Raw genomic sequence first — 21,328 nt, 5'->3', positions numbered from 1 at the left:
ACGCGCCCTCGATGAACGCGTCCTTGGGGATCGATGCAGCGTCGATCGCGGAGCACATTCAGTCCGAGGTGCAGCGCGCGATCCAGCGCAGCATCAAGGGCGTCGAATATCTCTCGACCTCGGGTCCCGCGCTCGGCTCCACGCCAAAGGATGTGCTGGCCAGCCGTGGAACCATGCAGCTCTACCACTATCGACCGCTGGCGGATGAAATCTATCGCGTGCCGGTCCTGATCGTGATGGCCACCACCAATCGCGGCTATATCCTCGACATGGTGCCCGGCCAGAGTTTCATCGAATTCCTGCTCAGGCGCGGCTACGACGTCTACATGCTCGACTGGACCGCGCCGAAACCGGAAGAGAAGAATCTCAGGATGGAGGATTACGTCCTCGACTTCATTCCGGACTGTGTTCGCCGGGTGCAGCAGGATTGCGGCGAGACCGATGTCTCCGTCATCGGCTATTGCTTCGGCGGCGTGCTGTCGCTGCTCTATGGCTCGATCTTCCACGACGGGCCGATGAAGAATTTGATCTGCTTCACCACGCCGATCGACTTCCGCGAGATGACGCTGTTCTCGAATTTCGCCGACCGCCGCTATTTCGACGTCGACCGCCTGATCGATAGCGTCGGCAACATGCCGCCCGAACTGATCCTGTCATCGTTCGAGATGCTGCGACCGGCTTCGCGCGCGGCAAGCCAGGTGCAGCTCTGGGACAACATCTGGAACGACGAGTTCGTGAAGTCGTACCGGATGTTCGACCGCTGGGCGACCGACACGCTGCCGCTCGCCGGCGACTATTTCCGGACCATCACCAAGGACCTGATGTGGGACAACAAGCTCTATAACGACGCCATGTCGGTCGGCGGGCGTCCGGCGAAGCTTGCGAACGTCAAGGTGCCGATTCTGCACGCTGTCGCCGAGCACGATCACATCGTGCCCTATGAGGCGGCGCGACACTTGATCGCGAAAGTCGGCTCGACCGACAAGGAGGAGGTGGTCCTCAAAGGTGGCCATGTCAGCTTGGTCGCCGGCGCCAATGCGATCAAGCGGCTGTGGCCGAAACTGGATTCGTGGCTGGGGCAGCGATCGACATGAGTGAGACACGTCCCTATCCACGGCGCGTCAAGACCGAGGCCGGCGAGATCGAATTCCGTCTGATGTCGCGCGCCGACCAAGCCGCGGTGCTGGCTTTCGCGCAAAAGCTGCCGACGCATGATCTGCTGTTCCTGCCGCGCAACATCAGCGAGCCGAAGGTGCTATCGGCGTGGCTCAACGAGATCGACCGCGGCGACATCATGAGCCTGCTGGCGCTGAGGGATGGCGTCGTGATCGGTTGCGGCACGCTGGTGCGCGACCGTCACTCCTGGTCGCCCCATGTCGGCGAGATCCGGATGGTGGTGTCCTTGGACGTCCGCGGGCAGGGGGTGGGGCGGGCGCTGGCGCAGGAGACGTTTGCCATTGCGCTCAGCGCTGGCCTCGAGAAGCTGTCGGTGCAGATGACGGTCGACCAGCGCAGCGCGATTGCCCTCTTCGAGGGCCTCGGCTTCCGGGCCGAGGCGCTGCTGCGCGACCATGTCCGGGATGTCGCCGGCGCGACCCACGACATCGTGGTGCTCGGGCACAATGTGGCGCAGGTCCGGGCTCAGATGGAGGCCTACGGCCTGCCAGGGGCGGTCGAGCCGCAGGTTTGACCAGCCTGCAGCCTGCCTGACGGGCAATTCGCCCGATATTACGGCTGTTCACAGATTTGTGATATTGCACCGCAACATATATATTGCGATGCACCATTAACCATGGCATAAGGATGACGCCCTGGGCCAGATTTGGACGGGGTGAGCCCATAGCTCTAACCGAGGATGGAGAGACCCTATGACCACCGAGACCAATTCCGTTTTTGATAGCGTCAAGCAGGCCTTTGCGCCTGTGACCGAAGCTTTTACCAAGCTGCAGAACCTGGAAGTGCCGGAAGCCGCCCGTGAGTTCGTGAAGAAGCAGGCCGAGACCGCCAAGGTTCGTGCCGCAGACTTGCACGCCGGCTCGGAAAAGGTGACCGCCGTGATCGAATCCGCCGTTGCCGGTTCGGTTTCCGAGGCCGCCAAGATCAGCCGCAATATCCAGGAGGCGATCTATCAGGACGCGGAAGCGTTCTTCAACGGTATCGACAAGCTGGCTTCCGCCAAGTCGCTGAACGAAGCGGTGCAGATCCAGTCGGACCTGGTGCGTGCGCGCGGCGAAGTGTTCGTCTCGCGGGCCAAGTCTGCGACCGAATATGTCGGCAAGCTCGTCACCGAAGGTGCGAAGTCCGCGCAGGACAATTTCGCCAAGGTCTACAACAAGACGGCCTGATCGCGTCAGGCCTGCCAACTCTGGTTTTCCGAAGGGCCCGCCGGTTGCGGGCCTTCTTTTTTGTTGCTCCGTCATGCCCGGGCTTGTCCCGGGCATCCACGTGCTTTCTTGCCGCATGCACTGAAACGTGGATGGCCGGGACAAGCCCGGCCATGACGGCGGTGGGTGTGGCGCGATATGATCGCAGCCAACCAACTGTCGTTGAGCCGTCATGACCCTTCCCGCCACCTTCACCATCGCCACTCCCGCCGACGCGATCCGCGCGGCGGAGTTGCGGCGCGTGAAGTGGCTGGCGACCGGGGTGCTCGTGGCGACGTTCGTGCTGTTCCTCGTCGCGAAAGCGTTGTTGCCGGTGCATCCCGTGTTCGGCTTCATCGCGGCCTTTGCGGAAGCGGCGACGATCGGCGGGCTCGCCGACTGGTATGCGGTGGTCGCCTTGTTCAAGCGTCCCTTGGGATTGCCGATCCCGCACACCGCGATCATCCAGAGCAATCAGGGCCGCATCGCCGAGAAGCTCGGCGAATTCATCGAGAAGAATTTCCTCGAAGCAGGGCCGGTGGAGGCCAAGCTGCGCGAGATCGATTTCGGCGCTTTCATCGCCGACTGGCTGCGCGACCGCAAGCGCTCGACCGATCTCGCTCGCTTTCTGCTGCGTCTGTTGCCGGAGGCGTTCTCGGCGACGGAGAATTCGGGATTGATGAAGTTCGTCAGCCGCCGCGTCACCGCGCAACTGCTGGCGATCGATCTGGCGCCGCTTGCCGCCGGCACGCTGCGCGGCTTCGTGCAGGAGGGAAAGCACGAGGGCCTGCTCGACGACATCCTGCGCGTCCTGCACCAGACGCTGACGACGAAGGAGACCATGGCTGTCATCCGCGACAAGGTCCGCGCGGAAATGCCGACGCTCCTGAGGCTCTATCGCGCCGACAAATTCGTCGTGAACCGGATCATCGCCTCCGCGACGAAATTCTTCGAGGAAGTCCGTGACGATCCGAAGCATCCGTTCCGCGGCGAGTTCGACCGCATGCTGCTGTCGTTCGTCGAGCGGCTCGGCAGCGATCGTGCCTTTGCCGATCGCATCAACCGATTGAAGCGCGATCTGCTGGCGCGGCCGGAACTTGAAGGCCTCGCGCGCAACATCTGGTCGAACCTGAAGGACTTCATCGAACGCAGCGCCTCTGGAGAGACGCAGGTCCTGCAGCAGTATCTGGCCAGGATGTTCGTGGAGGCGGGTGAAGCGCTGGCCGGCGACACTGAGCTGCGCGCCGAGATCAACGAGGGGTTGGTCGCGATCCTGCGGACAGTGGTCGCCGACCAGAAGAGCGGCGTTTCGACCTTCATTGCCGATCAGATGAAGGCCTGGGACATGCAGCAATTGATCTCGCTGCTCGAGATCAACGTCGGCAGGGACCTGCAATATATTCGCTTCAATGGCTCGCTGATCGGCGGCCTTGCCGGATTGATCTTGTACACCATCGAATATTTGCTGCGGCTGGTGTGACCGATCGGGTACGCGAGCGTTTTTGTTGTGATCTGTGTGATCTGGTTAGCTTGAAAGTAGAAAGCCGTTTCCCTAGCTTTAATTGCCTATTGATCCGTTGGCCGGCTGCCGCAATGCGAAGGCCGGCGGGAAGGAGATGCCGTGCCCCTTGCCGCAGAGACGCTTCGCCCGCCGTCCAGGACGTTGATGCTGTTGGAGGGGCGCGCCATCCACGAACTCGGCGCCTTCCTCGGCGCTTTGCCGCTGTTGAGCCTCGCGCCGCGCGGCGATGGTCATCCGGTGCTGGTGCTGCCCGGCCTCGTCGCATCGGATCTCTCGACCCGGCCGCTGCGCGAGTTCCTGAGCAGCAAGGGCTACGCGGTCAGCGGCTGGCGCCAGGGCCGCAATCTCGGCCTGCGCGCGGGCGTGCAGCAGGCGATGGTCGATCTCGTGCAGGAGATGAACGACAGCCATGGCCGCAAGGTCTCGCTCGTCGGCTGGAGCCTCGGCGGCCTCTATGCTCGCCAACTCGCCAAGATGATGCCTGAGCGCGTGCGCCAGGTGATCACGCTCGGCAGCCCCTTTGCGGCCGGGCCAAAATCGACCAACGCCTGGCAGGTCTATGAGATCGCGAGCGGCCGCCGCGCCGAGGAAGAGGACCCGCGCTTCGGTGGATCGCTGGCCAGCGCGCCTCCGGTGCCGACCACGGCGATCTTCAGCCGCACCGATGGCATCTGCGCCTGGCAAGGCTGCCGCGAGCAGGCCTCGGCGATGTCGGAAAGCATCGAGGTCGAAAGCAGCCATTGCGGCATGGGCCACCATCCCGCCGCCGTCTACGCGGTCGCCGACCGGCTGGCGCAGCGCGAAGGGGAGTGGGCGCCGTTCGATCGTGGCGGCTGGCGCGCCATGGTTTATCCGGATCCGGACCGGTAGTGCGTCGGGGCCTCATGGTTCGAGACGCGGCCAAGAGGCCGCTCCTCACCATGAGGGTCTAACAGCGCGCGCCCCCTGCCAGACCTCATCCTGAGGAGCGGCCTCTTGGCCGCGTCTCGAAGGATGCGGCCCGGCTGCCTACCACAAGCAACATTGTCGCCCCAACGCGAAACGCGGTATGCGTGGACGCATGCCGCAGCCGCTTGACCGCATCATCGACCAGTTGAAGCGCGAGCCCTCGCGCACTGGCTCCATCGTCATCACCGTGTTCGGCGACGCTATCGTCCCGCGCGGCGGCTGCGTGTGGCTCGGCACGCTGCTGGATTTCTTCGCCTTCCTCGACATCGACGGCGGCGTGGTGCGCACCGCGATGTCGCGGCTCGCCGCCGACGGCTGGCTCGAGCGCAACAAGGTCGGCCGCAACAGCTTCTACCGACTGAATGAGAGGGGCCGGCAAACCTTCGACACCGCGACCAGGCACATCTACGATCCGCCGCCGTCGGACTGGACCGGGCGTTTCGAACTGCTGCTGATCGGCAATGGCGAGGATCGCGATGCCGCGCGCGAGGCGCTGAAGAACGCCGGCTTCGGCAGTCCGCTGCCGGGCGTGTGGGTCGCGCCGTCGGGCGTGCCGATCCCCGAAGAGGCCGCTAGCGCCATCCGTCTGGACGTTTCGGCCGAAGATCAAAACGGGCGGCGGCTGCTCAGCGAGAGCTGGCCGCTCGATCGCACCGCGGATGCCTATCAGAAATTCATCAGGACGTTCGAGCCGTTGCGCGGCTGGCTCGCGCGCGGAGAGGAACTCACCGACGCCGACGCGTTCACGGCCCGCATCCTCCTGATCCATTACTACCGCCGCGTGGTGCTGCGCGATCCGCTGCTGCCGACCGCGCTATTGCCGAAGGACTGGCCGGGGAGTGCAGCGCGAAAGCTCTGCGGCGAAATCTATCGCGGCGTGCTGGCCTTATCCGAACAATGGCTTGACCGGCATGCGACCACTGAGGATGGGCGGCTGCCGAAGCCCGGCGTGGAACTTTCACGGCGGTTCGAGGATGCGTAAATATATTACAAGAATGCTTGCAAGAATTAGAATTTTGATATAGATCAAAGACAATAAAATTCGGGAGGTCGGGCATGTACACGCAGGCGCTGAATACGTCTGATGCAGATGACCGCAATGTCGAGGACGCCGCGCGCGCCGCCGCGTTTCAGGCGCGCATCGATGCCGACGAGCGCATCGAGCCGAACGACTGGATGCCCGCGGCCTATCGCAAGACACTGACGCGGCAGATTTCCCAGCACGCTCATTCCGAAATCGTCGGCATGCTGCCCGAGGGCAACTGGATCACGCGCGCGCCGACGCTGCGCCGCAAGGCCGCGCTATTGGCAAAAGTGCAGGACGAATGCGGCCACGGGCTTTATCTCTACGCCGCCGCCGAGACGCTCGGCACCGCGCGCGAAGAGCTCGTCGATGCGATGCTGACGGGCAAGGCGAAGTATTCCTCGATCTTCAACTATCCGACGATGACCTGGGCCGACATCGGCACCATCGGCTGGCTGGTCGATGGCGCCGCCATCATGAACCAGATCCCGCTGTGCCGCTGCTCCTATGGCCCTTATGCGCGAGCGATGATCCGCGTCTGCAAGGAAGAGTCGTTCCATCAGCGCCAGGGTTTCGAGATCATGCTGACGCTGTGCCGCGGCACCGATGAGCAGAAGGCAATGGCGCAGGATGCGCTGAACCGCTGGTGGTGGCCGGTGCTGATGATGTTCGGCCCGCCCGACAAGGTGAGCCAGCACAGCGACACCTCGACCAAATGGAAGATCAAGCGCTTCTCCAATGACGAGCTACGGCAGAAATTCGTCGATGCGACCGTGCCGCAGGCGCAGTTCCTGGGCCTCACCATTCCCGATTCCGAGATGAAGCAGGACGAAGCCGGCCACTGGGTGCCTGGCCCGATCGACTGGGAGGAATTCAAGCAGGTGCTCGCGGGCAACGGCCCTTGCAACCGCGATCGTCTGGCGGCGCGCCGCAAGGCGCATGAGGCAGGGGCGTGGGTGCGCGAAGCGGCGGCTGCGTACGCCGAGAAGCGCAAGCGCCGGCAGTTCGCGCAGGCAGCCGAATAGGGAGGCCGAGATGGCCACGCCGAATAGTCCGCTCTGGGAAGTCTTCATCCGCAGCCGCAACGGGCTTGCGCACAAGCATGTCGGCTCGCTGCATGCCGCCGACGCTACGCTGGCGCTGCAGGCCGCGCGCGACATCTACACCCGCCGCGGCGAGGGCCTTTCGATCTGGGTGGTGCCGTCGAGCGCGATCACCGCCTCCGACCCGGCCGAGAAGGGCATGATGTTCGAACCGGCGGAGTCGAAGATTTACAGGCACCCGACGTTTTACGACGTGCCCGAGGAAGTCGGACATATGTAGCCGTCATTGCGAGCGAAGCGAAGCAATCCATAGTGCCACTTGCGGAGACGTGGATTGCTTCGTCGCTTCGCTCCTCGCAATGACGACTGAACAAGCAGGTGGATCGCTATGGCCGTCGCCAACATCCAAATCTCCGAAACGCCGCTCGTGCTCTACACATTGCGGCGCGCCGACGATGCGCTGATCCTGGGCCACCGTCTGTCGGAATGGTGCGGACACGCGCCAACGCTCGAAGAGGACATGGCGCTCGCCAATATGGGGCTCGATCTCCTCGGACAGGCGCGCGAGCTTTACAGCTACGCCGCCAAGGTCGAGGGCAAGGACAACGACGAGGACAAGTTCGCTTATCTGCGCGACGTCAGGCAGTACCGCAATCTCCTCCTGGTCGAGCAGCCGAACGGCGATTTCGCGCGCACCATGGTGCGGCAGTTCTTCCATGCCGCCTTCGCCGATCTCTATTGGCGTGCGATGATGCAGTCGAAGGATGCGACGCTCGCGGCGATCGGGGCGAAATCCGAGAAGGAGAGCGCCTATCATCTCAGGCATTCGTCGGAATGGATCGTCCGGCTCGGCGACGGCACCGAGGAAAGCCATCGCCGCGCACAGACGGCGATTGAGGATCTCTGGTCCTTCACCGGCGAGATGTTCGCCGCCGACGACTCTGAGCGCGGTCTGATCGACGCCGGTATCGCAGTCGACCCGGCGCTGCTGCATCCGCAATGGCTGAAGACGATAACCGCTGTGGTGGACGAGGCGACGCTTCGCTTGCCGGCGAGCAACTGGATGCAGCAGGGCGGCCGCAGCGGCCGGCACAGCGAGCATCTCGGCCATCTCCTCAGCGAATTGCAGTCGCTGCAGCGAACCTTTCCGGGGGCGACATGGTGAGCGCTGTCATCAGCAATGCCGATCTGCGCCGGCGCGCCTGGGACGCGGCCGCGCAGGTGGTCGATCCCGAGATTCCCGTGCTGACCATCGCCGATCTCGGCGTGCTGCGCGACGTCGCGGTTCAGGACGGGCGGGTCGAGGTCGCGATCACGCCGACCTATTCCGGCTGCCCCGCCATGAACGTGATTGCGCTGGAGATCGAGCTGGCGCTCGAGCGCGAGGGCATTCGCGGCCCGAAGATCCGCACTGTGCTATCGCCGGCCTGGACCACCGACTGGATGAGCGAGGATGGCCGCCGCAAGCTGAAGGAGTACGGTATCGCACCGCCGCTGCCCGGCAGCTCACGCCGCGCGCTGTTCGGCCGGCAACGGGTGGCGTGTCCGCAATGCGGGTCCGAAGACACCGAATTGCTGTCCGAATTCGGCTCGACCTCCTGCAAGGCGCTGTGGCGCTGCAGGAGTTGCCACGAACCATTCGATTATTTCAAGTGTCATTGACCCATGATGCCGTCATTGCGAGCGAAGCGAAGCAATCCATCTCTCCACACGTGGCGCCATGGATTGCTTCGTCGCTTCGCTCCTCGCAATGACGGAAAGAGATGAACCATGTCGCTCGCACCCCGATTCCATCGCCTTGCCGTTAACGGCCTGCGCCGCGAGAGCGCGGACGCGATATCGATGACGTTTGCGATTCCGAAGGAACTCGCAAGCGATTACAGCTTTGCGCCTGGTCAATATCTGACCCTGCGCACCATGCTGGACGGCGAGGAAGTACGCCGATCCTATTCGATCTGTTCCGGCCCTGATGATGGCGAATTGCGCATTGCCGTGAAGAAGGTCGATGGCGGCGCGTTCTCGAACTGGGCGGCGGAAGACCTTAAAGCCGGCGACGAACTCGATGTGATGACGCCGACCGGCCGCTTCGGCGTCGCGCCGGCGCCGGAGGAGGCCCGGATTTACGTCGGCTTTGCCGCGGGAAGCGGCATCACGCCGATCCTGTCGATCGTCAAGGGCGTGCTGGCGCGCGAGCCGCAAAGCCGCTTCTTCCTGTTCTACGGCAACCGCTCGACCTCAGGCATGCTGTTCCTCGAAGAGCTGGAGGAATTGAAGGATCGCTTCCTGCAGCGGTTCTCGCTGTTCCACGTCATCTCGGGCGAGGAGCAGGACATTCCGATCCTGCACGGCCGGCTCGACGGCGAGAAGGTGAGGGTGCTGTTGCGCTCACTGGTGCCGGCGGCAAGTGTCGATCACGTCTTCATCTGCGGCCCGATCGGGATGAGCGAGGAGATCGAGGCGACCTGCCGCGACCTTGGCCTCGGCGATGACAAGATCCACGTCGAGCGCTTCGTCTCCGAGTTCGGCGGCAAACCGCGGCCGAAAAAGATCGTGGAGCCGGGCGCACCGCCGAAGGCGCTGGCCTCGCTGATCATCGACGGTAAACGGCGCGAGGTGCCGGTTGCGGACGGCGAAGCCATCCTCGACGCGGCGCTGCGTGCGGGCATCGATCTGCCCTTCGCCTGCAAGGGCGGCATGTGCTCGACCTGCCGCGCCAAACTGGTCGAAGGCAAGGCGGAGATGGAGCTGAACTATTCGCTGGAGCCGTGGGAATTGCAGGCCGGGTTCATCCTGACCTGCCAGGCGCGGCCGTGCTCGGACAAGGTCGTGGTCGATTACGACCACGTATAGAGCTTCAAGTCGCGTTGACAGGTAGGGCAGCGCGTCTCACAAATCATGCCAAGAGGCCCATGTAACGGGCCCGCCGACAGGGAGTTGAACGTGAACGTCAAGGCCACGCTTTCGCCTGAGGACCTCGCCCGCGCCTGCGCCGAGGCGATGTGGAAGGAGGACGACGCCAGCAAGGGCCTCGGCATGGAGATCGTCGAGATCAAGCCGGGGCAGGCGACGCTTGCGATGACGATCGCGCCGCACATGGTCAACGGCCAACGCATCGCCCATGGCGGCTTCATCTTCACGCTGGCCGATTCCGCGTTCGCCTTTGCCTGCAACAGCCACAATGAACGCGTCGTCGCCGCGCAAGGCAGCATCACCTTCATCCGGCCCGGCAGGCTCGGCGACCGCCTGATCGCCACCGCACGCGAGATCTCGCGCAACGGACGGTCCGGAATATATGACGTCCGCGTCACGGCAGGCGATGATGTGATCGCCGAATTTCGCGGCCATTCTCGCGTGATCGGCGGCTCATGGCTGCCGACAGCGGACAACGAGACCAAGCAAAAATAGACGATCGAAGGAAACGCGCCATGGCCGTGCCAAAGCTCAAGTCGACGGGAAGTGGTTACAGCGCTGAGATGGAGGAAACTGAGGGCGCCTCGCGTGATGCGATCATGGCACTGCAGACCAAGCGGCTGGCATGGTCGCTGCAGCACGCCTATGACAACGTTGCGCATTACAAGCGCGTCTTCGATGCGGCCGGCGTGCATCCGTCCGATTTCAGGGAGCTTTCCGACCTCGCGAAATTCCCGTTCACGGCCAAGACCGACCTGCGCGACAATTATCCGTTCGGCATGTTCGCGGTGCCGCGCGAAAGACTGGTGCGCGTCCATGCCTCCTCCGGCACGACAGGCAAGCCAATTGTGGTCGGCTACACGCAGGCCGATATCGACATCTGGTCGGACGTGATGGCGCGCTCGATCCGCGCCGCCGGCGGCCGCCGCGGCATGATCATCCACAATGCCTACGGCTATGGCCTGTTCACCGGTGGCCTCGGCGTGCACTACGGCGCCGAGCAACTCGGCTGCACCGTGGTGCCGGTCTCCGGCGGCATGACCGAACGTCAGGTGCAGCTCATCAACGACTTCCGGCCCGACATCATCACGGTGACGCCGAGCTATATGCTGGCGATCCTGGACGAGTTCAGGCGACAGGGACTTGATCCGCGAAACTCCTCGCTGAAGTTCGGCATCTTCGGCGCCGAACCCTGGACCAACGCGATGCGCGCCGAGATCGAGCACGCCTTCGACATGGACGCGACCGATATCTATGGCCTGTCGGAGGTGATCGGCCCCGGCGTTGCGCAGGAATGCGTGGAGAGCAAGGACGGGCTGCACATCTGGGAAGATCATTTCTATCCTGAAGTGATCGATCCCGAGACCGGACAAGTGCTGCCCGACGGCGAGAAGGGCGAACTGGTCTTCACCTCGCTGACCAAGGAAGCCTTTCCCGTGATCCGCTACCGCACCCGCGACCTCACGCGCTTGCTGCCGGGCACCGCCCGGCCGGGCATGCGGCGGATGGAGAAGGTGACCGGCCGCTCCGACGACATGATCATCCTGCGTGGCGTCAACGTGTTTCCGACCCAGATCGAGGAGGCGCTGCTCGCGACCGATTGGTGCGGCGGCCATTTCATCATCGAGCTGTCGCGCGAAGGCCGCATGGACGAGATGACGGTGCTCGCCGAAGCCCGCCCCGAAAGCTGGGACGGCAGCGGCCTTGCCGTGCATGCCGAGAAGGTCTCGATTTTCATCAAGAATACGATCGGCATCACTGCGCGCGTTCAAGCCGTCGCCCCCGAAACCCTGGAGCGTTCGCTCGGCAAGGCCAAACGGGTTTACGACAAGCGACCGAGGGGGTAACTCTCAGCGTAGCCGCCGCTCTTTCCCCGTCATTGCGAGCGGAGCGAAGCAATCCATCGCGCCGCTTGTGGAGATATGGATTGCTTCGCCCCGCTCGCAATGACGTGGCTGGTACCCCCAACCTGCATAACGGACCGACACCTCGATGCCGACACCCAGCACCCAAGTAGTCCAAGCCCGCTGCGTTCGCCTGCTGGCCAAAGCCGACAACCCTGCCGCGCTTGCGCCGACCGTGGAAACACACGCGCTCTCACGCGCCGCGAACGAGGTGCTGATCGAGATCAAGGCTGCCGCCGTCAATCCATCCGATGTGAAGGCCGCGACCGGGCTGATGCCTTACGCGGTGTTTCCGCGCACGCCGGGCCGCGACTATGCCGGTGTCGTGATCGACGGGCCCGAGGGATGGATCGGGCGCGAGGTGTTCGGCTCGTCCGGCGATCTCGGCATTCGCCGCGATGGCACGCATGCGACGCATCTCGTGGTCGAGGCAGACGCAGTGGTGGAAAAACCTAAGGGCATTTCATGGGAGGAGGCCGCCGGCATCGGCGTGCCCTTTGTGACCGCGATCGAAGGCTTTCGCCGCGCCGGGCTGCCGAAGCCAAGCGAGACGGTGCTGGTGATGGGCGTCAATGGCAAGGTCGGGCAGGCTGCGGTGCAGATCGCGACCTGGCAAGGCGCGCGTGTCATCGGCGTGGCCCGCAAGAGCGAGCCTTATGAAGGGCACAGCAACGCGAAGGTCGAGATGATCGATGCCTCAAGCACCGATGTGGCGGCGCGCGTGCGCGAACTCACCGGCGGCAAGGGCGCCGACGTCGTCTTCAACACGGTTGGCGATCCCTATTTTCAGGCCGCACACAAATCTCTGGCGCTGCGTGGGCGGCAGATCCTGATCGCGGCCGTCGACCGCATCGTGCAGTTCAACATCCTCGAATTCTATCGCGGTCAGCACACCTATGTCGGCATTGATACGCTGGGCCTGTCGTCGATTGCGACCGGCGCAGTCCTGCGCGAACTCGGTCCGGGATTTGCGAGCGGGCACCTGAAACCGTTTCCGATCAAGGCGAGCGCGATCTATCCGCTGGAGCAGGCGCGATCAGCGTTTTTCGCCGTCGCCGGCTCCTCGCGAGACCGCGTGATCCTGCGGCCGTGATGGATTGACGCCGTCATTGCGAGGAGCGGAAGCGACGAAGCAATCCATGCCTCAGCAAGTGGCGAGATGGATTGCTTCGCTTCGCTCGCAATGACGCCAATGTCCGGCGGCTAGCTGGTGCAAGACTTTCTCAATCCGCGGCCTTCGTCACGATCCGCACCTCTGACGTCAGCGTGCGGTGCACCGGGCACTTGTCGGCGATCTCCATCAGCCGCTTGCGCTGGTCGTCGTCGAGCGAGGGGCCATCGATCTTGATGACACGGTCGATCTGGTCGAGCATGCCTTCGCGCGTCTCGCACTCCGCGCAATCCTTGGCGTAGATCTTGCTGTGCGTCAGCGTCACCGTGACGCGATCGAGCGGCAGCGCCTTGCGGTTGGCATACATGCGCATCGTCATCGAGGTGCAGGCGCCAAGGCCGGCGAGCACGAGATCGTAGGGGCCGGGACCTGAGTCCTCGCCGCCGACCGTGGCCGGCTCGTCCGCCAGCAATCGATGCGGGCCGGCGGTGACGATCTGCTGGAATTTGCTGTCGCGCGTCTCGCGCACCACGACATGGCGCGGCGCCTCGGTGATATCGACGGCAGACCCGAGCACCGCCGGCCCGACATAGCGCTCCGACCAGGCCGCGATAACGTCGGCGGCATAGCTGGTGTCTCGCTTGTCTGCGAGGAGATGATCGGCGTCGGCGAGCGAGACGAAGCTCTTGGGGTGCTTTGCCGCGATGAACAGCTTGGTGGCGTTCTCGATGCCGACGGTGTCGTCGGTCGGCGCATGCATGATCAACAGCGCCTTGTGCAGCTTTGCGACCTGCGCCAGCAGATTCTGCTCGGCGATGTCATCGAGGAATTCGCGCTTGATGCGGAACGGCCGGCCGGCGAGCGAGACCTCGACTTCACCTTGCTCACGGATGTTCTCGACCTGGTCCTTGAGCAAGTGGGTGACGTGGGCGGGATCGGACGGCGCGGCGATGGTGACGATGGCCTTCGCCTCCGGAATCTGCGCGGCCGCGGCGAGGATCGCGGCACCGCCGAGGCTGTGGCCGATCAGGAGATCGGGCGCTTTGCGGGTTTCGCGCAGGTGATCGGCGGCGCGGACGAGATCGGCGACGTTGGAGGAGAACGTCGAATTGGCGAAATCGCCTTCGCTGGAGCCGAGCCCCGTGAAATCGAAGCGCAGCACCGCGATGCCTTTGGCGGCAAGCGCGACCGCGATGCGCTTGGCGGCCAGCACGTCCTTGCCGCAGGTGAAGCAATGCGCAAACAGCGCATAGGCGTGAATCTCGCCGTCAGGCGTGTCCAACGCGGCGGCGAGCTGGTGTCCTTCCGAGCTTGCGAACTGGAAGCGTTCAGTCGGCACGGCTACCCTCCATCACGGTTTCCCTTCACCTCTCCCATAGGGAGAGGTCGGCGTGCAGCGCCGGGTGAGGGGTTCAGGTCCCTCGATAGAGCGTAACCCCTCACCCGAATTTCTCGCTACGCTCTAAATTCGACCTCTCCCTACGGGAGAGGTGAAGAACGCCACCGACAACAGTCAATCACCCGAATAACGTTCTTCCTTCCAGGGATCGCCGCGGTTGTGATAGCCGCGGACTTCCCAATAGCCGGGCTTGTCCTGCGTCACGAATTCGATCGCCTGCAGCCATTTGGCGCTCTTCCAGAAATAGAGATGCGGCACCACGAGCCGCACGGGGCCGCCATGCTCTTCGGTCAGCGGTTTGCCTGACCAGCCATGCGCAAGCAGCGCGTCCTCGGCGGCAAAATCCTCAATCGCCAGATTGGTGGTGTAGCCGTCATAGGAATGCAGCACCACGAAGCGCGCATCCTCATGTGGCTGGCAGGCGGCCAAGAGATCGCGGGTCGCAAGACCCTGCCATTGATTGTCGTAGCGCGACCAGGTGGTGACGCAATGGATGTCGGAGACGAATTGCGATTGCGGCTGCGCGGTGAACTGCGCCCAATCCCAGAACACCGGATGTTCCACCGCGCCATAGACGTCGAGCCGCCAGCGCTCGCGGGGAATCTCGGGCGTCAATCCGAGATCGAGCGTCGGCCAGTCGCGGGTGAGATGCTGGCCCGGCGGCAGGCGTTGCTCGTCGGGACGCGTGATCCTGCCGGTGAGGAAGCGGCCTTCGCGCGCCCAGCGCTCCTTGCTGCGCGTCAGCTTGCTTTCCGGCGGCGGCTCCTGGTCGTCAGCCATTTGTCGTCACTCGTGGCGATGCATCGCTGATTCATGCTTGGTGTCGCGCATGGTTGCATAGATCAGGAGCGAGAGGAAGATCATGCCGCTGAGGTAATAGTAGAACCATTGTTCGTGCCCAAGGCTCTTGAAATAGAGCGCGATCGCCGGCGCCGTGCCGCCGAACAGAGACACTGTGATCGCATAGGGCAGGCCGACGCCGAGCGCGCGGACATTGGTCGGAAACAGTTCGGCCTTCACCACAGCGTTGATCGACGTGTAGCCGGCGGTGAAGATCCAGGCGCCGCAGATCAAGAGGAACGCGATGAAGGGCGATTTGGTATCTTTCAGCGTGGTCAGGATCGGAACGGTCGCGAGCGTGCCGGCGACACCGAAGAAGATCAGGAGCGGCTTGCGGCCGATGCGATCAGACAGCGCGCCGTAGAGCGGTTGCAGAATGGTCGCAAAGATCAGCGAGCCGAAGATCACGAAAGTGGTCTGGTCCTCGGTGAGGCCGACCGACAATTTGACGAAGGTCTGCATGTAGGTGGTGAAGGTGTAGAACGCCGCGGTGCCGCCCGCGGTCAGCCCGACCACCAGCAGCAGTTCGCGCGGATAGTTCAGAAGCTTCGTGATCGAGCCGGTCGGCTTGCTGACCTTCTTTGCTTCCTCGAAGGCGTCGGTCTCCTGCAGGCTGCGCCGCATCACCGCTGCGATCACGGCAAGCGCCGCACCGATCGCGAAGGGAATCCGCCAGCCCCAGTCCTTGAGCTGTTCCGGCGTCAAGAACACCTTCTGCAGCAGGAGCAGCACGATGATCGCGGTGAGCTGGCCGCCGATCAAGGTGACGTATTGGAAGCTCGAATAGAACCCGCGGTTCTTGGCGTCGGCGACTTCGCTGAGATAGGTGGCGCTCGCGCCATATTCGCCACCGAGGCTGAGACCCTCGATCACGCGCGCCAGCGCAAGGATCACGGGCGCGGCAAAGCCGATCGTGGCGTAGGTCGGCGTCACCGCGATGATCAGCGAGCCGAAACACATGCAGACCACGGAGATCGTGAGCGACAGCCGCCGTCCGTAACGGTCGGCGATGAAGCCGAACAGCCAGCCGCCGAGCGGCCGCATCAGGAAGGTCGCGGCGAATATCACGGCCGCATTGAGCTGTTGCACCACCGGATCGTTGCCGGGAAAGAACGCTGGCGCGAAATACAGTGCAAACGCCGTGTAGGCGTAGAAGTCGTACCACTCGACGAGATTGCCGACCGAGCCGATGAAGATCGCCTTGATCCGTCGTTCGACGTCACGAATGTCGAGGGGCTCGTCGGCGATCCTGGCGGCCTGATCTGTCATATTGGAACTCCACGCACGGCAATTTGATCATCCGGCCCGACATACTTCACGAGGTCGGGAACTGGTTGCGGCCCCGGTAGCACGTCAAATGTCGCCAGCGCAATTGCCGATGGGCGTGTCTTTCTCCTCTCGATAGCCCTCATCCTGAGAGCCTGCGGAGCAGGCGTCTCGAAGGATGGACCCCGGGTGAGATCGGGGCCTCATGGTTCGAGACGGCGCTGCGCGCCTCCTCACCATGAGGGGAGAGATCTTTATCTCACCGTCCTCGGATCGATCGGCGTCGCACCGCGCACGCCCAAAATATCCTCCAGCACTTTCGCGCCGGCCAATAGCTGAGCTTCGCCGCGTGGCGGTGCCACCATCTGCAATCCGACCGGCAGGCCGGAGGCGGTGAAGCCGCAGGGCAGGGACAGCGCCGGACAACACGCAAGTGTGATCGCATAGACGATACCGAGCCACTGCACGTAATTCTCGAACTTCTTGCCGTCGCATTCAGCGACATAGCGGTTCTCGATCGGGAACGGCGCGACGATGGTCGCAGGCGTCAGCAACAGGTCGTAGCTACCGAAGAATTCGAGGGTGCGTGCCGTCATGGCGACGCGCTGGGCCTCTGCGCGCTCGAGTTGCTCGACCGTCAACTTCAGGCCTTCCTCGATGTTCCAGATCACCTCCGGCTTGAGCATGTCGCGCTTGGTGCGAAGCAGCGCCGCCTTGGTTACAGCGAAGTCGAACGCGCGCAGCACGTGGAAGCATTCATGAGCTTCGCTGAGGTCGGGATACGCTTCCTCGACGATGGCGCCTGCTTCGGCAAAGCGTTCCGCCGCGCTGCGCGTGATCGCCTTTACTTCGGGATCAACCGGGGTGATGCCGAGGTCGGGCGAATAGGCGATGCGTTTCGGCCTCTTGCCGGAGCGCGTCGCTGACAGGAACGACGCCGTCGGCGCCGGCAGCGACAGCGGGTCGGCGGCATACTCGCCGCTCATCGCGTCGAGCAGCAGCGCGAGATCCTCGACGTTGCGCGCCATCGGGCCGTGAACGGTCAGGTTGCGATCGATCATGGCGCTCGGCGTGTGGGCGACGCGGCCGATGCTGGGCCGCATTCCGACGATGCCGCAGAAGCTGGCTGGATTGCGCAGCGATCCACCCATATCGGTGCCGTGAGCAAGCCATGCCATTCCGGTCGCCAGCGCGACCGCCGCTCCGCCGGAAGAGCCGGCTGCCGAGCGCGACGTATCCCAGGGGTTCAACGTCGCCCCGAACACTTCATTGAAGGTGTTGGCGCCGGCCCCGAATTCCGGCGTGTTCGACTTGGCGTAGACCACACCGCCATTCGCTTCCAGATTCGTGACGACGATATCGGACCTGGTGGCGACGGTATCCTTGAAGATCGGCGATCCCTGCGTGGTGCGCACATCAGCGACATTCGTGAGATCCTTGATCGGCACCGGCAGGCCGGCGAGCAGGCCACGCTCAGCGGCCGGCTTCTGCATCAACGCCTTGGCGTGCTGCCGGGCACGGTCGAAGCACAGGATCGGGAGCGCGTTGACCTTGTCGTCGACTTCGGTGATCCGTTTTTCCAGGACATCGAGCAGGTCGAGCGGGGTGACCTCGCCAGATCGCAATTTGTCGACGACTGTGCAGGCGCTCTCCCGCACCAGGCCTTGATCCGTCACTCGCATCTCCATTGATTGCAGTTCGTAATAGCGGAGGGAATAGTGCTCTAGACCAATTTCCGGAAAAGTGGAAACGTGCTGGGGGAATGGCTGGAACCGGAGATCTGCTGATGACGACACCCTTCTCTGCGCTCGATTGGCGCGACATGAGCCAGGAGGAGCGAGACCGCGGCCTTAACAACGGTGCCGCAGTTTTAGGCAGCGGTGACATCGTTGCGGGCTGGGGCGAGCGCTCCGCCGAGCTGCGCAAGCGCTATCCCAATCACATCGATCTCCGCTATGGCCCGCGTGAGCGCAACCGCATCGATTTCCTCAAAGCGGGAGAGCGCGCGCCGACGCTGCTGTTTATCCATGGCGGTTATTGGCAGATGCGGTCGAAGGAGTTCTTCACGGTGATGGCTGAAGGAGCGATGGCGCATGGCATCAATGTCGCGCTGATCGGCTATACGCTCGCACCGGAGGCGACGCTCGACGAGATCGTCGCCGAGATCCACGCCGGCATCGACTTCCTCGCGAAACAGTTGCCGGCGCTGGGCGCGGCCGAAACCGAGCTTGTGGTGTCCGGCTGGTCGGCCGGCGGTCATCTGACCGCGATGGCGCTGTCGCATCCGCATGTGCGGGGCGGGGTCGCGATCTCTGGCATCTATGATCTCGAGCCGATCCGGATGAGCTATCTCAATGTCAAGCTCGGGCTCGACGAGGCGGCTTCCCACCGCAATTCTCCGATGGAGCAGGCGGGCGGGCCGCCGAAGCCGCTGTCGCTGGTGGTCGGCAGCGGCGAACTGCCGCTCTTGCGCAAGCAGACCGCCGATTTTGCCGGGCACCGCGCCAATTATGGATTGCCGGTGACGTATGAGGAGATTCCCGGCGCTGACCATTTTTCAATCATGGACGAGATGATGTCGCCGAAGGGACGGATCACGACGCTGATCCGGCGGCTGTGCGAGGGCGAGTGAGGCCCACCCGTCATTGCGAGGAGCGTGAGCGACGAAGCAATCCATACTGTCTCCGCGGATGCGATGGATTGCTTCGCTTCGCTCGCAATGACGGTGGTAGCCATCACCACCCCGCGCTAATGCCGCCGTCGACCGTATAGATCACGCCTGAGGTATAACCCGCGCGGTCGGACGCCAGGAACGCCATGAGGTCGGCGATCTCGCGCGCGTGGGCCGGGCGGCCGAGCGGCAGGCTCTTCTGGAATTCCTTATAGCGGTTCTCGTCGCCGAACTGATGTCTGGCGCGGGTCTTGAGCAGCGTGACATGCCGGTCGGTGCCGACGGGACCGGGGTTGATGCCGACGACGCGGATGTTGTCGGCAAGGCTCTTGCCGCCGAGCGCGCGGGTCAGCGCCATCAGCGCGGCGTTGCCGGCGCTGCCGGCGATGTAGTTGGCATCGAATTTCTCGCCGGCGGCGCCGATGTCGTTGATGATCACGCCGCCGCCACGCGCCTTCATCTGTGCGTAGATCGCGCGGGTGAGATTGATATAGCCGAACACCTTGAGTTCCCAGGCGTGTCGCCAGGTCGCCTCATCGATCTTGTCGATCGAGCCGCCGGGAATATCGCCGGCATTGTTGACGAGGATGTCGATGTCGGCTGCCTCTTTGGACAATCGCGCAAGATCCTCCGGCTTGCGCAGGTCGATGACCGACGTGGCGGCATCGATCTGGTGGGCCGAGCGCAGGCGGCCGGCCAGCGCCTTCAACTGGTCGCCGCTGCGGGCGGCCAGCAGCAGATGGCAGCCTTCCTCGGCAAAGGCTTCGGCGGCGGCCGCGCCGATGCCCTTGGAGGCGCCGGTAATCAGAACGCGCTTGCCGCGCAGATGCAGGTCCATGGCAATACTCGCTGTTGCTGGAGGGGATCGGAGAAAAGTCGGCGGAATTGGTAGGTGGATCACGCCTTGACCGTCAACATTGCACTGCAGCGTTGCGCCGGGGCGAAGTTTGGTCCATTGCAGGGCGCGAGAATAGACGGCGCCTCAAGCCGGGCAAATCACAAGGGTGTTCTTCATGGCCAACGCAAAGAGACAGTATCGGATCGCGGTCATTCCCGGCGACGGCATCGGCAAGGAGGTGATGCCGGAGGGGCTGCGTGTGCTCGAGGCCGCCGCGAAGAAACATGGCGTCGCCGTGCAGTTCGACCATTTCGATTTCGCCTCCTATGACTATTACGAGAAGCACGGCCAGATGATGCCGGATGACTGGAAGGAGCAGATAGGCAAGCACGACGCGATCTATTTCGGCGCGGTCGGCTGGCCGGCCAAGATTCCGGATCACGTCTCGCTGTGGGGCTCGCTGATCAAGTTCCGCCGTGAGTTCGACCAGTATGTCAATTTGCGCCCGGTGCGGCTGATGCCCGGCGTGCCGTCGCCGCTCGCGAACCGCAAGCCCGGCGATATCGATTTCTGGGTGGTGCGCGAGAACACCGAAGGCGAATATTCGTCCGTCGGCGGGCGGATGTTCCCGGACACCGAGCGTGAGTTCGTGACGCAGCAGACGGTGATGACCCGCATCGGCGTCGACCGCATCCTGAAATTCGCCTTCGACCTCGCGCAGTCGCGGCCGAAGAAGCATCTGACCTCCGCGACGAAGTCGAACGGCATCTCCATCACCATGCCCTATTGGGACGAGCGCGTGGAGGCGATGGCGAAGAAGTATCCGTCGGTGAAGTGGGACAAGTACCACATCGACATCCTGACTGCGAACTTCGTGCTGCATCCGGACTGGTTCGACGTCGTGGTCGGCTCCAATTTGTTCGGGGACATCCTCTCCGATCTCGGCCCGGCCTGCACCGGCACCATCGGCATTGCGCCCTCGGGCAACATCAATCCGGAAGGCGATTTCCCGTCGGTGTTCGAACCGGTGCACGGCTCGGCGCCCGATATCGCGGGCCAAGGGATCGCCAACCCCATCGGCATGATCTGGTCAGGCGCGATGATGCTGGAGCATCTCGGCGAGAAGCCGGCGGCGGACGCGGTGGTCGGCGCGATCGAACGCACGCTCGCCGAACGCACGCTCCGCACCCGCGACCTCGGCGGCAATGCGGATACCGAGGCTTGCGGCAAGGCAGTCGCGGAGATGGTGGATTAAGACGCCGTCCATCGTCATTGCGAGGAGCGAAGCGACGAAGCAATCCATGTGTCAGCAAGTGGCGGGATGGATTGTTTCGTTTCGCTCGCAATGACGGCGCTGGATGGTCCGTAGATGGGGTAACGGGCCGCGGTCTGCCCTCCAAGCAAGCCGCGCTTGCTACGGCGCTATGGGTGGCGCGCTGCGCGCGGCTTGCTTGGAGGGCGGGCGGTCGTCCCTCACATTGATGGTGTG

General features: G+C 63.6%; 21 protein-coding genes. 16 read left to right on the top strand and 5 right to left on the bottom strand.

Annotated elements, in window-relative coordinates; all coding sequences use genetic code 11:
• Positions 1 to 11: 11 nt before the first annotated feature.
• The 14 genes from ACZIRK_RS32980 to ACZIRK_RS32915 all read left to right on the top strand — a co-directional run bounded on the left by ACZIRK_RS32980 (position 12) and on the right by ACZIRK_RS32915 (position 12,807).
• A complete protein-coding gene (locus ACZIRK_RS32980; protein ID WP_474418893.1) occupies positions 12 to 1,094 on the top strand; it encodes an alpha/beta fold hydrolase in 1,083 nt (360 codons plus the stop codon).
• A complete protein-coding gene (locus ACZIRK_RS32975) occupies positions 1,091 to 1,690 on the top strand; it encodes an N-acetyltransferase family protein (RefSeq protein WP_474418860.1) in 600 nt (199 codons plus the stop codon). The genes ACZIRK_RS32980 and ACZIRK_RS32975 overlap by 4 nt, the downstream gene beginning before the upstream one ends.
• 178 nt (positions 1,691 to 1,868) lie before the next feature.
• The gene (locus ACZIRK_RS32970; RefSeq protein WP_208819848.1) at positions 1,869 to 2,345 is read left to right on the top strand and encodes a phasin; all 477 of its coding nucleotides are present in this window, start codon (positions 1,869 to 1,871) and stop codon (positions 2,343 to 2,345) included.
• Positions 2,346 to 2,556: 211 nt separating this feature from the next.
• A complete protein-coding gene (locus ACZIRK_RS32965; protein ID WP_463331338.1) occupies positions 2,557 to 3,843 on the top strand; it encodes a DUF445 domain-containing protein in 1,287 nt (428 codons plus the stop codon).
• A gap of 186 nt (positions 3,844 to 4,029) precedes the next feature.
• Complete coding sequence (locus ACZIRK_RS32960; RefSeq protein ID WP_210384848.1) at positions 4,030 to 4,755, top strand: esterase/lipase family protein; 726 nt, start codon at positions 4,030 to 4,032, stop codon at positions 4,753 to 4,755.
• Positions 4,756 to 4,945: 190 nt separating this feature from the next.
• A complete protein-coding gene (gene paaX, locus ACZIRK_RS32955) occupies positions 4,946 to 5,815 on the top strand; it encodes a phenylacetic acid degradation operon negative regulatory protein PaaX (RefSeq protein ID WP_474418859.1) in 870 nt (289 codons plus the stop codon).
• A 74-nt stretch (positions 5,816 to 5,889) separates the two neighbouring features.
• A complete protein-coding gene (gene paaA, locus ACZIRK_RS32950) occupies positions 5,890 to 6,882 on the top strand; it encodes a 1,2-phenylacetyl-CoA epoxidase subunit PaaA (RefSeq protein ID WP_474418858.1) in 993 nt (330 codons plus the stop codon).
• 10 nt (positions 6,883 to 6,892) lie between these two features.
• On the top strand, positions 6,893 to 7,180 hold the full coding sequence (gene paaB, locus ACZIRK_RS32945; RefSeq protein ID WP_027581720.1) for a 1,2-phenylacetyl-CoA epoxidase subunit PaaB: 288 nt from the start codon (positions 6,893 to 6,895) through the stop codon (positions 7,178 to 7,180).
• A 108-nt stretch (positions 7,181 to 7,288) separates the two neighbouring features.
• The gene (gene paaC, locus ACZIRK_RS32940) at positions 7,289 to 8,065 is read left to right on the top strand and encodes a 1,2-phenylacetyl-CoA epoxidase subunit PaaC (RefSeq protein ID WP_474418857.1); all 777 of its coding nucleotides are present in this window, start codon (positions 7,289 to 7,291) and stop codon (positions 8,063 to 8,065) included.
• Positions 8,059 to 8,562, top strand: a complete 504-nt coding sequence (gene paaD, locus ACZIRK_RS32935; protein ID WP_474418856.1) for a 1,2-phenylacetyl-CoA epoxidase subunit PaaD — start codon at positions 8,059 to 8,061, stop codon at positions 8,560 to 8,562. Before paaC ends, paaD begins: the two co-directional genes overlap by 7 nt.
• A 108-nt stretch (positions 8,563 to 8,670) precedes the next feature.
• On the top strand, positions 8,671 to 9,750 hold the full coding sequence (paaE, locus tag ACZIRK_RS32930; RefSeq protein WP_474418855.1) for a 1,2-phenylacetyl-CoA epoxidase subunit PaaE: 1,080 nt from the start codon (positions 8,671 to 8,673) through the stop codon (positions 9,748 to 9,750).
• Between the two features lie 90 nt (positions 9,751 to 9,840).
• On the top strand, positions 9,841 to 10,305 hold the full coding sequence (paaI, locus tag ACZIRK_RS32925; protein ID WP_208819865.1) for a hydroxyphenylacetyl-CoA thioesterase PaaI: 465 nt from the start codon (positions 9,841 to 9,843) through the stop codon (positions 10,303 to 10,305).
• A 20-nt stretch (positions 10,306 to 10,325) separates the two neighbouring features.
• Entirely contained in the window at positions 10,326 to 11,657 is a 1,332-nt protein-coding gene (gene paaK, locus ACZIRK_RS32920) for a phenylacetate--CoA ligase PaaK (RefSeq protein WP_474418854.1), read from the top strand.
• A gap of 145 nt (positions 11,658 to 11,802) precedes the next feature.
• A complete protein-coding gene (locus ACZIRK_RS32915; RefSeq protein WP_474418853.1) occupies positions 11,803 to 12,807 on the top strand; it encodes a quinone oxidoreductase family protein in 1,005 nt (334 codons plus the stop codon).
• Between the two features lie 130 nt (positions 12,808 to 12,937).
• Here the strand turns inward: ACZIRK_RS32915 and ACZIRK_RS32910 are convergent, their stop codons facing one another.
• The 4 genes from ACZIRK_RS32910 to ACZIRK_RS32895 all read right to left on the bottom strand — a co-directional run bounded on the left by ACZIRK_RS32910 (position 12,938) and on the right by ACZIRK_RS32895 (position 18,012).
• Positions 12,938 to 14,164 (bottom strand): bifunctional alpha/beta hydrolase/OsmC family protein, encoded by a 1,227-nt coding sequence (locus ACZIRK_RS32910; RefSeq protein ID WP_474418852.1) that lies wholly within the window; start codon positions 14,162 to 14,164, stop codon positions 12,938 to 12,940.
• A 174-nt stretch (positions 14,165 to 14,338) separates the two neighbouring features.
• Positions 14,339 to 15,004, bottom strand: coding sequence for a sulfite oxidase-like oxidoreductase (locus ACZIRK_RS32905; RefSeq protein WP_028164973.1), 666 nt, complete (start codon positions 15,002 to 15,004; stop codon positions 14,339 to 14,341).
• 6 nt (positions 15,005 to 15,010) lie between these two features.
• Positions 15,011 to 16,333, bottom strand: a complete 1,323-nt coding sequence (locus ACZIRK_RS32900; protein ID WP_130226589.1) for an MFS transporter — start codon at positions 16,331 to 16,333, stop codon at positions 15,011 to 15,013.
• 251 nt (positions 16,334 to 16,584) lie between these two features.
• Positions 16,585 to 18,012, bottom strand: a complete 1,428-nt coding sequence (locus ACZIRK_RS32895; RefSeq protein ID WP_474418892.1) for an amidase — start codon at positions 18,010 to 18,012, stop codon at positions 16,585 to 16,587.
• Positions 18,013 to 18,116: 104 nt separating this feature from the next.
• Between ACZIRK_RS32895 and ACZIRK_RS32890 the strand changes: the two genes are divergently transcribed.
• Entirely contained in the window at positions 18,117 to 18,962 is an 846-nt protein-coding gene (locus ACZIRK_RS32890; protein WP_456641048.1) for an alpha/beta hydrolase, read from the top strand.
• A 103-nt stretch (positions 18,963 to 19,065) separates the two neighbouring features.
• On the opposite strand, the gene ACZIRK_RS32885 is transcribed toward ACZIRK_RS32890, so the two are convergent.
• On the bottom strand, positions 19,066 to 19,839 hold the full coding sequence (locus ACZIRK_RS32885; RefSeq protein WP_474418851.1) for an SDR family oxidoreductase: 774 nt from the start codon (positions 19,837 to 19,839) through the stop codon (positions 19,066 to 19,068).
• Positions 19,840 to 20,014: 175 nt separating this feature from the next.
• Here ACZIRK_RS32885 and ACZIRK_RS32880 point away from each other — a divergent pair, with 175 nt between their 5' ends.
• Positions 20,015 to 21,094, top strand: coding sequence for a tartrate dehydrogenase (locus ACZIRK_RS32880; RefSeq protein ID WP_130226586.1), 1,080 nt, complete (start codon positions 20,015 to 20,017; stop codon positions 21,092 to 21,094).
• Positions 21,095 to 21,328: the final 234 nt, after the last annotated feature.

This window comes from Bradyrhizobium sp. Leo114 (genome assembly GCF_055229415.2).
The sequence above is the reverse complement of the archived record's forward strand: the minus strand, read 5'-3'. Positions and strand labels throughout refer to the sequence as shown.

What these genes read in the sequence shown, in the direction of transcription:
- ACZIRK_RS32980 (WP_474418893.1), top strand. Translation starts at nt 12, where the DNA reads ATGAACGCGTCCTTGGGGATCGATGCAGCGTCGATCGCGGAGCACATT.
- ACZIRK_RS32975 (WP_474418860.1), top strand. Translation starts at nt 1,091, where the DNA reads ATGAGTGAGACACGTCCCTATCCACGGCGCGTCAAGACCGAGGCCGGC.
- ACZIRK_RS32970 (WP_208819848.1), top strand. Translation starts at nt 1,869, where the DNA reads ATGACCACCGAGACCAATTCCGTTTTTGATAGCGTCAAGCAGGCCTTT.
- ACZIRK_RS32965 (WP_463331338.1), top strand. Translation starts at nt 2,557, where the DNA reads ATGACCCTTCCCGCCACCTTCACCATCGCCACTCCCGCCGACGCGATC.
- ACZIRK_RS32960 (WP_210384848.1), top strand. Translation starts at nt 4,030, where the DNA reads ATGCTGTTGGAGGGGCGCGCCATCCACGAACTCGGCGCCTTCCTCGGC.
- paaX (WP_474418859.1), top strand. Translation starts at nt 4,946, where the DNA reads ATGCCGCAGCCGCTTGACCGCATCATCGACCAGTTGAAGCGCGAGCCC.
- paaA (WP_474418858.1), top strand. Translation starts at nt 5,890, where the DNA reads ATGTACACGCAGGCGCTGAATACGTCTGATGCAGATGACCGCAATGTC.
- paaB (WP_027581720.1), top strand. Translation starts at nt 6,893, where the DNA reads ATGGCCACGCCGAATAGTCCGCTCTGGGAAGTCTTCATCCGCAGCCGC.
- paaC (WP_474418857.1), top strand. Translation starts at nt 7,289, where the DNA reads ATGGCCGTCGCCAACATCCAAATCTCCGAAACGCCGCTCGTGCTCTAC.
- paaD (WP_474418856.1), top strand. Translation starts at nt 8,059, where the DNA reads ATGGTGAGCGCTGTCATCAGCAATGCCGATCTGCGCCGGCGCGCCTGG.
- paaE (WP_474418855.1), top strand. Translation starts at nt 8,671, where the DNA reads ATGTCGCTCGCACCCCGATTCCATCGCCTTGCCGTTAACGGCCTGCGC.
- paaK (WP_474418854.1), top strand. Translation starts at nt 10,326, where the DNA reads ATGGCCGTGCCAAAGCTCAAGTCGACGGGAAGTGGTTACAGCGCTGAG.
- ACZIRK_RS32915 (WP_474418853.1), top strand. Translation starts at nt 11,803, where the DNA reads ATGCCGACACCCAGCACCCAAGTAGTCCAAGCCCGCTGCGTTCGCCTG.
- ACZIRK_RS32905 (WP_028164973.1), bottom strand. Translation starts at nt 15,004, where the DNA reads ATGGCTGACGACCAGGAGCCGCCGCCGGAAAGCAAGCTGACGCGCAGC.
- ACZIRK_RS32900 (WP_130226589.1), bottom strand. Translation starts at nt 16,333, where the DNA reads ATGACAGATCAGGCCGCCAGGATCGCCGACGAGCCCCTCGACATTCGT.
- ACZIRK_RS32895 (WP_474418892.1), bottom strand. Translation starts at nt 18,012, where the DNA reads ATGCGAGTGACGGATCAAGGCCTGGTGCGGGAGAGCGCCTGCACAGTC.
- ACZIRK_RS32890 (WP_456641048.1), top strand. Translation starts at nt 18,117, where the DNA reads ATGACGACACCCTTCTCTGCGCTCGATTGGCGCGACATGAGCCAGGAG.
- ACZIRK_RS32885 (WP_474418851.1), bottom strand. Translation starts at nt 19,839, where the DNA reads ATGGACCTGCATCTGCGCGGCAAGCGCGTTCTGATTACCGGCGCCTCC.
- ACZIRK_RS32880 (WP_130226586.1), top strand. Translation starts at nt 20,015, where the DNA reads ATGGCCAACGCAAAGAGACAGTATCGGATCGCGGTCATTCCCGGCGAC.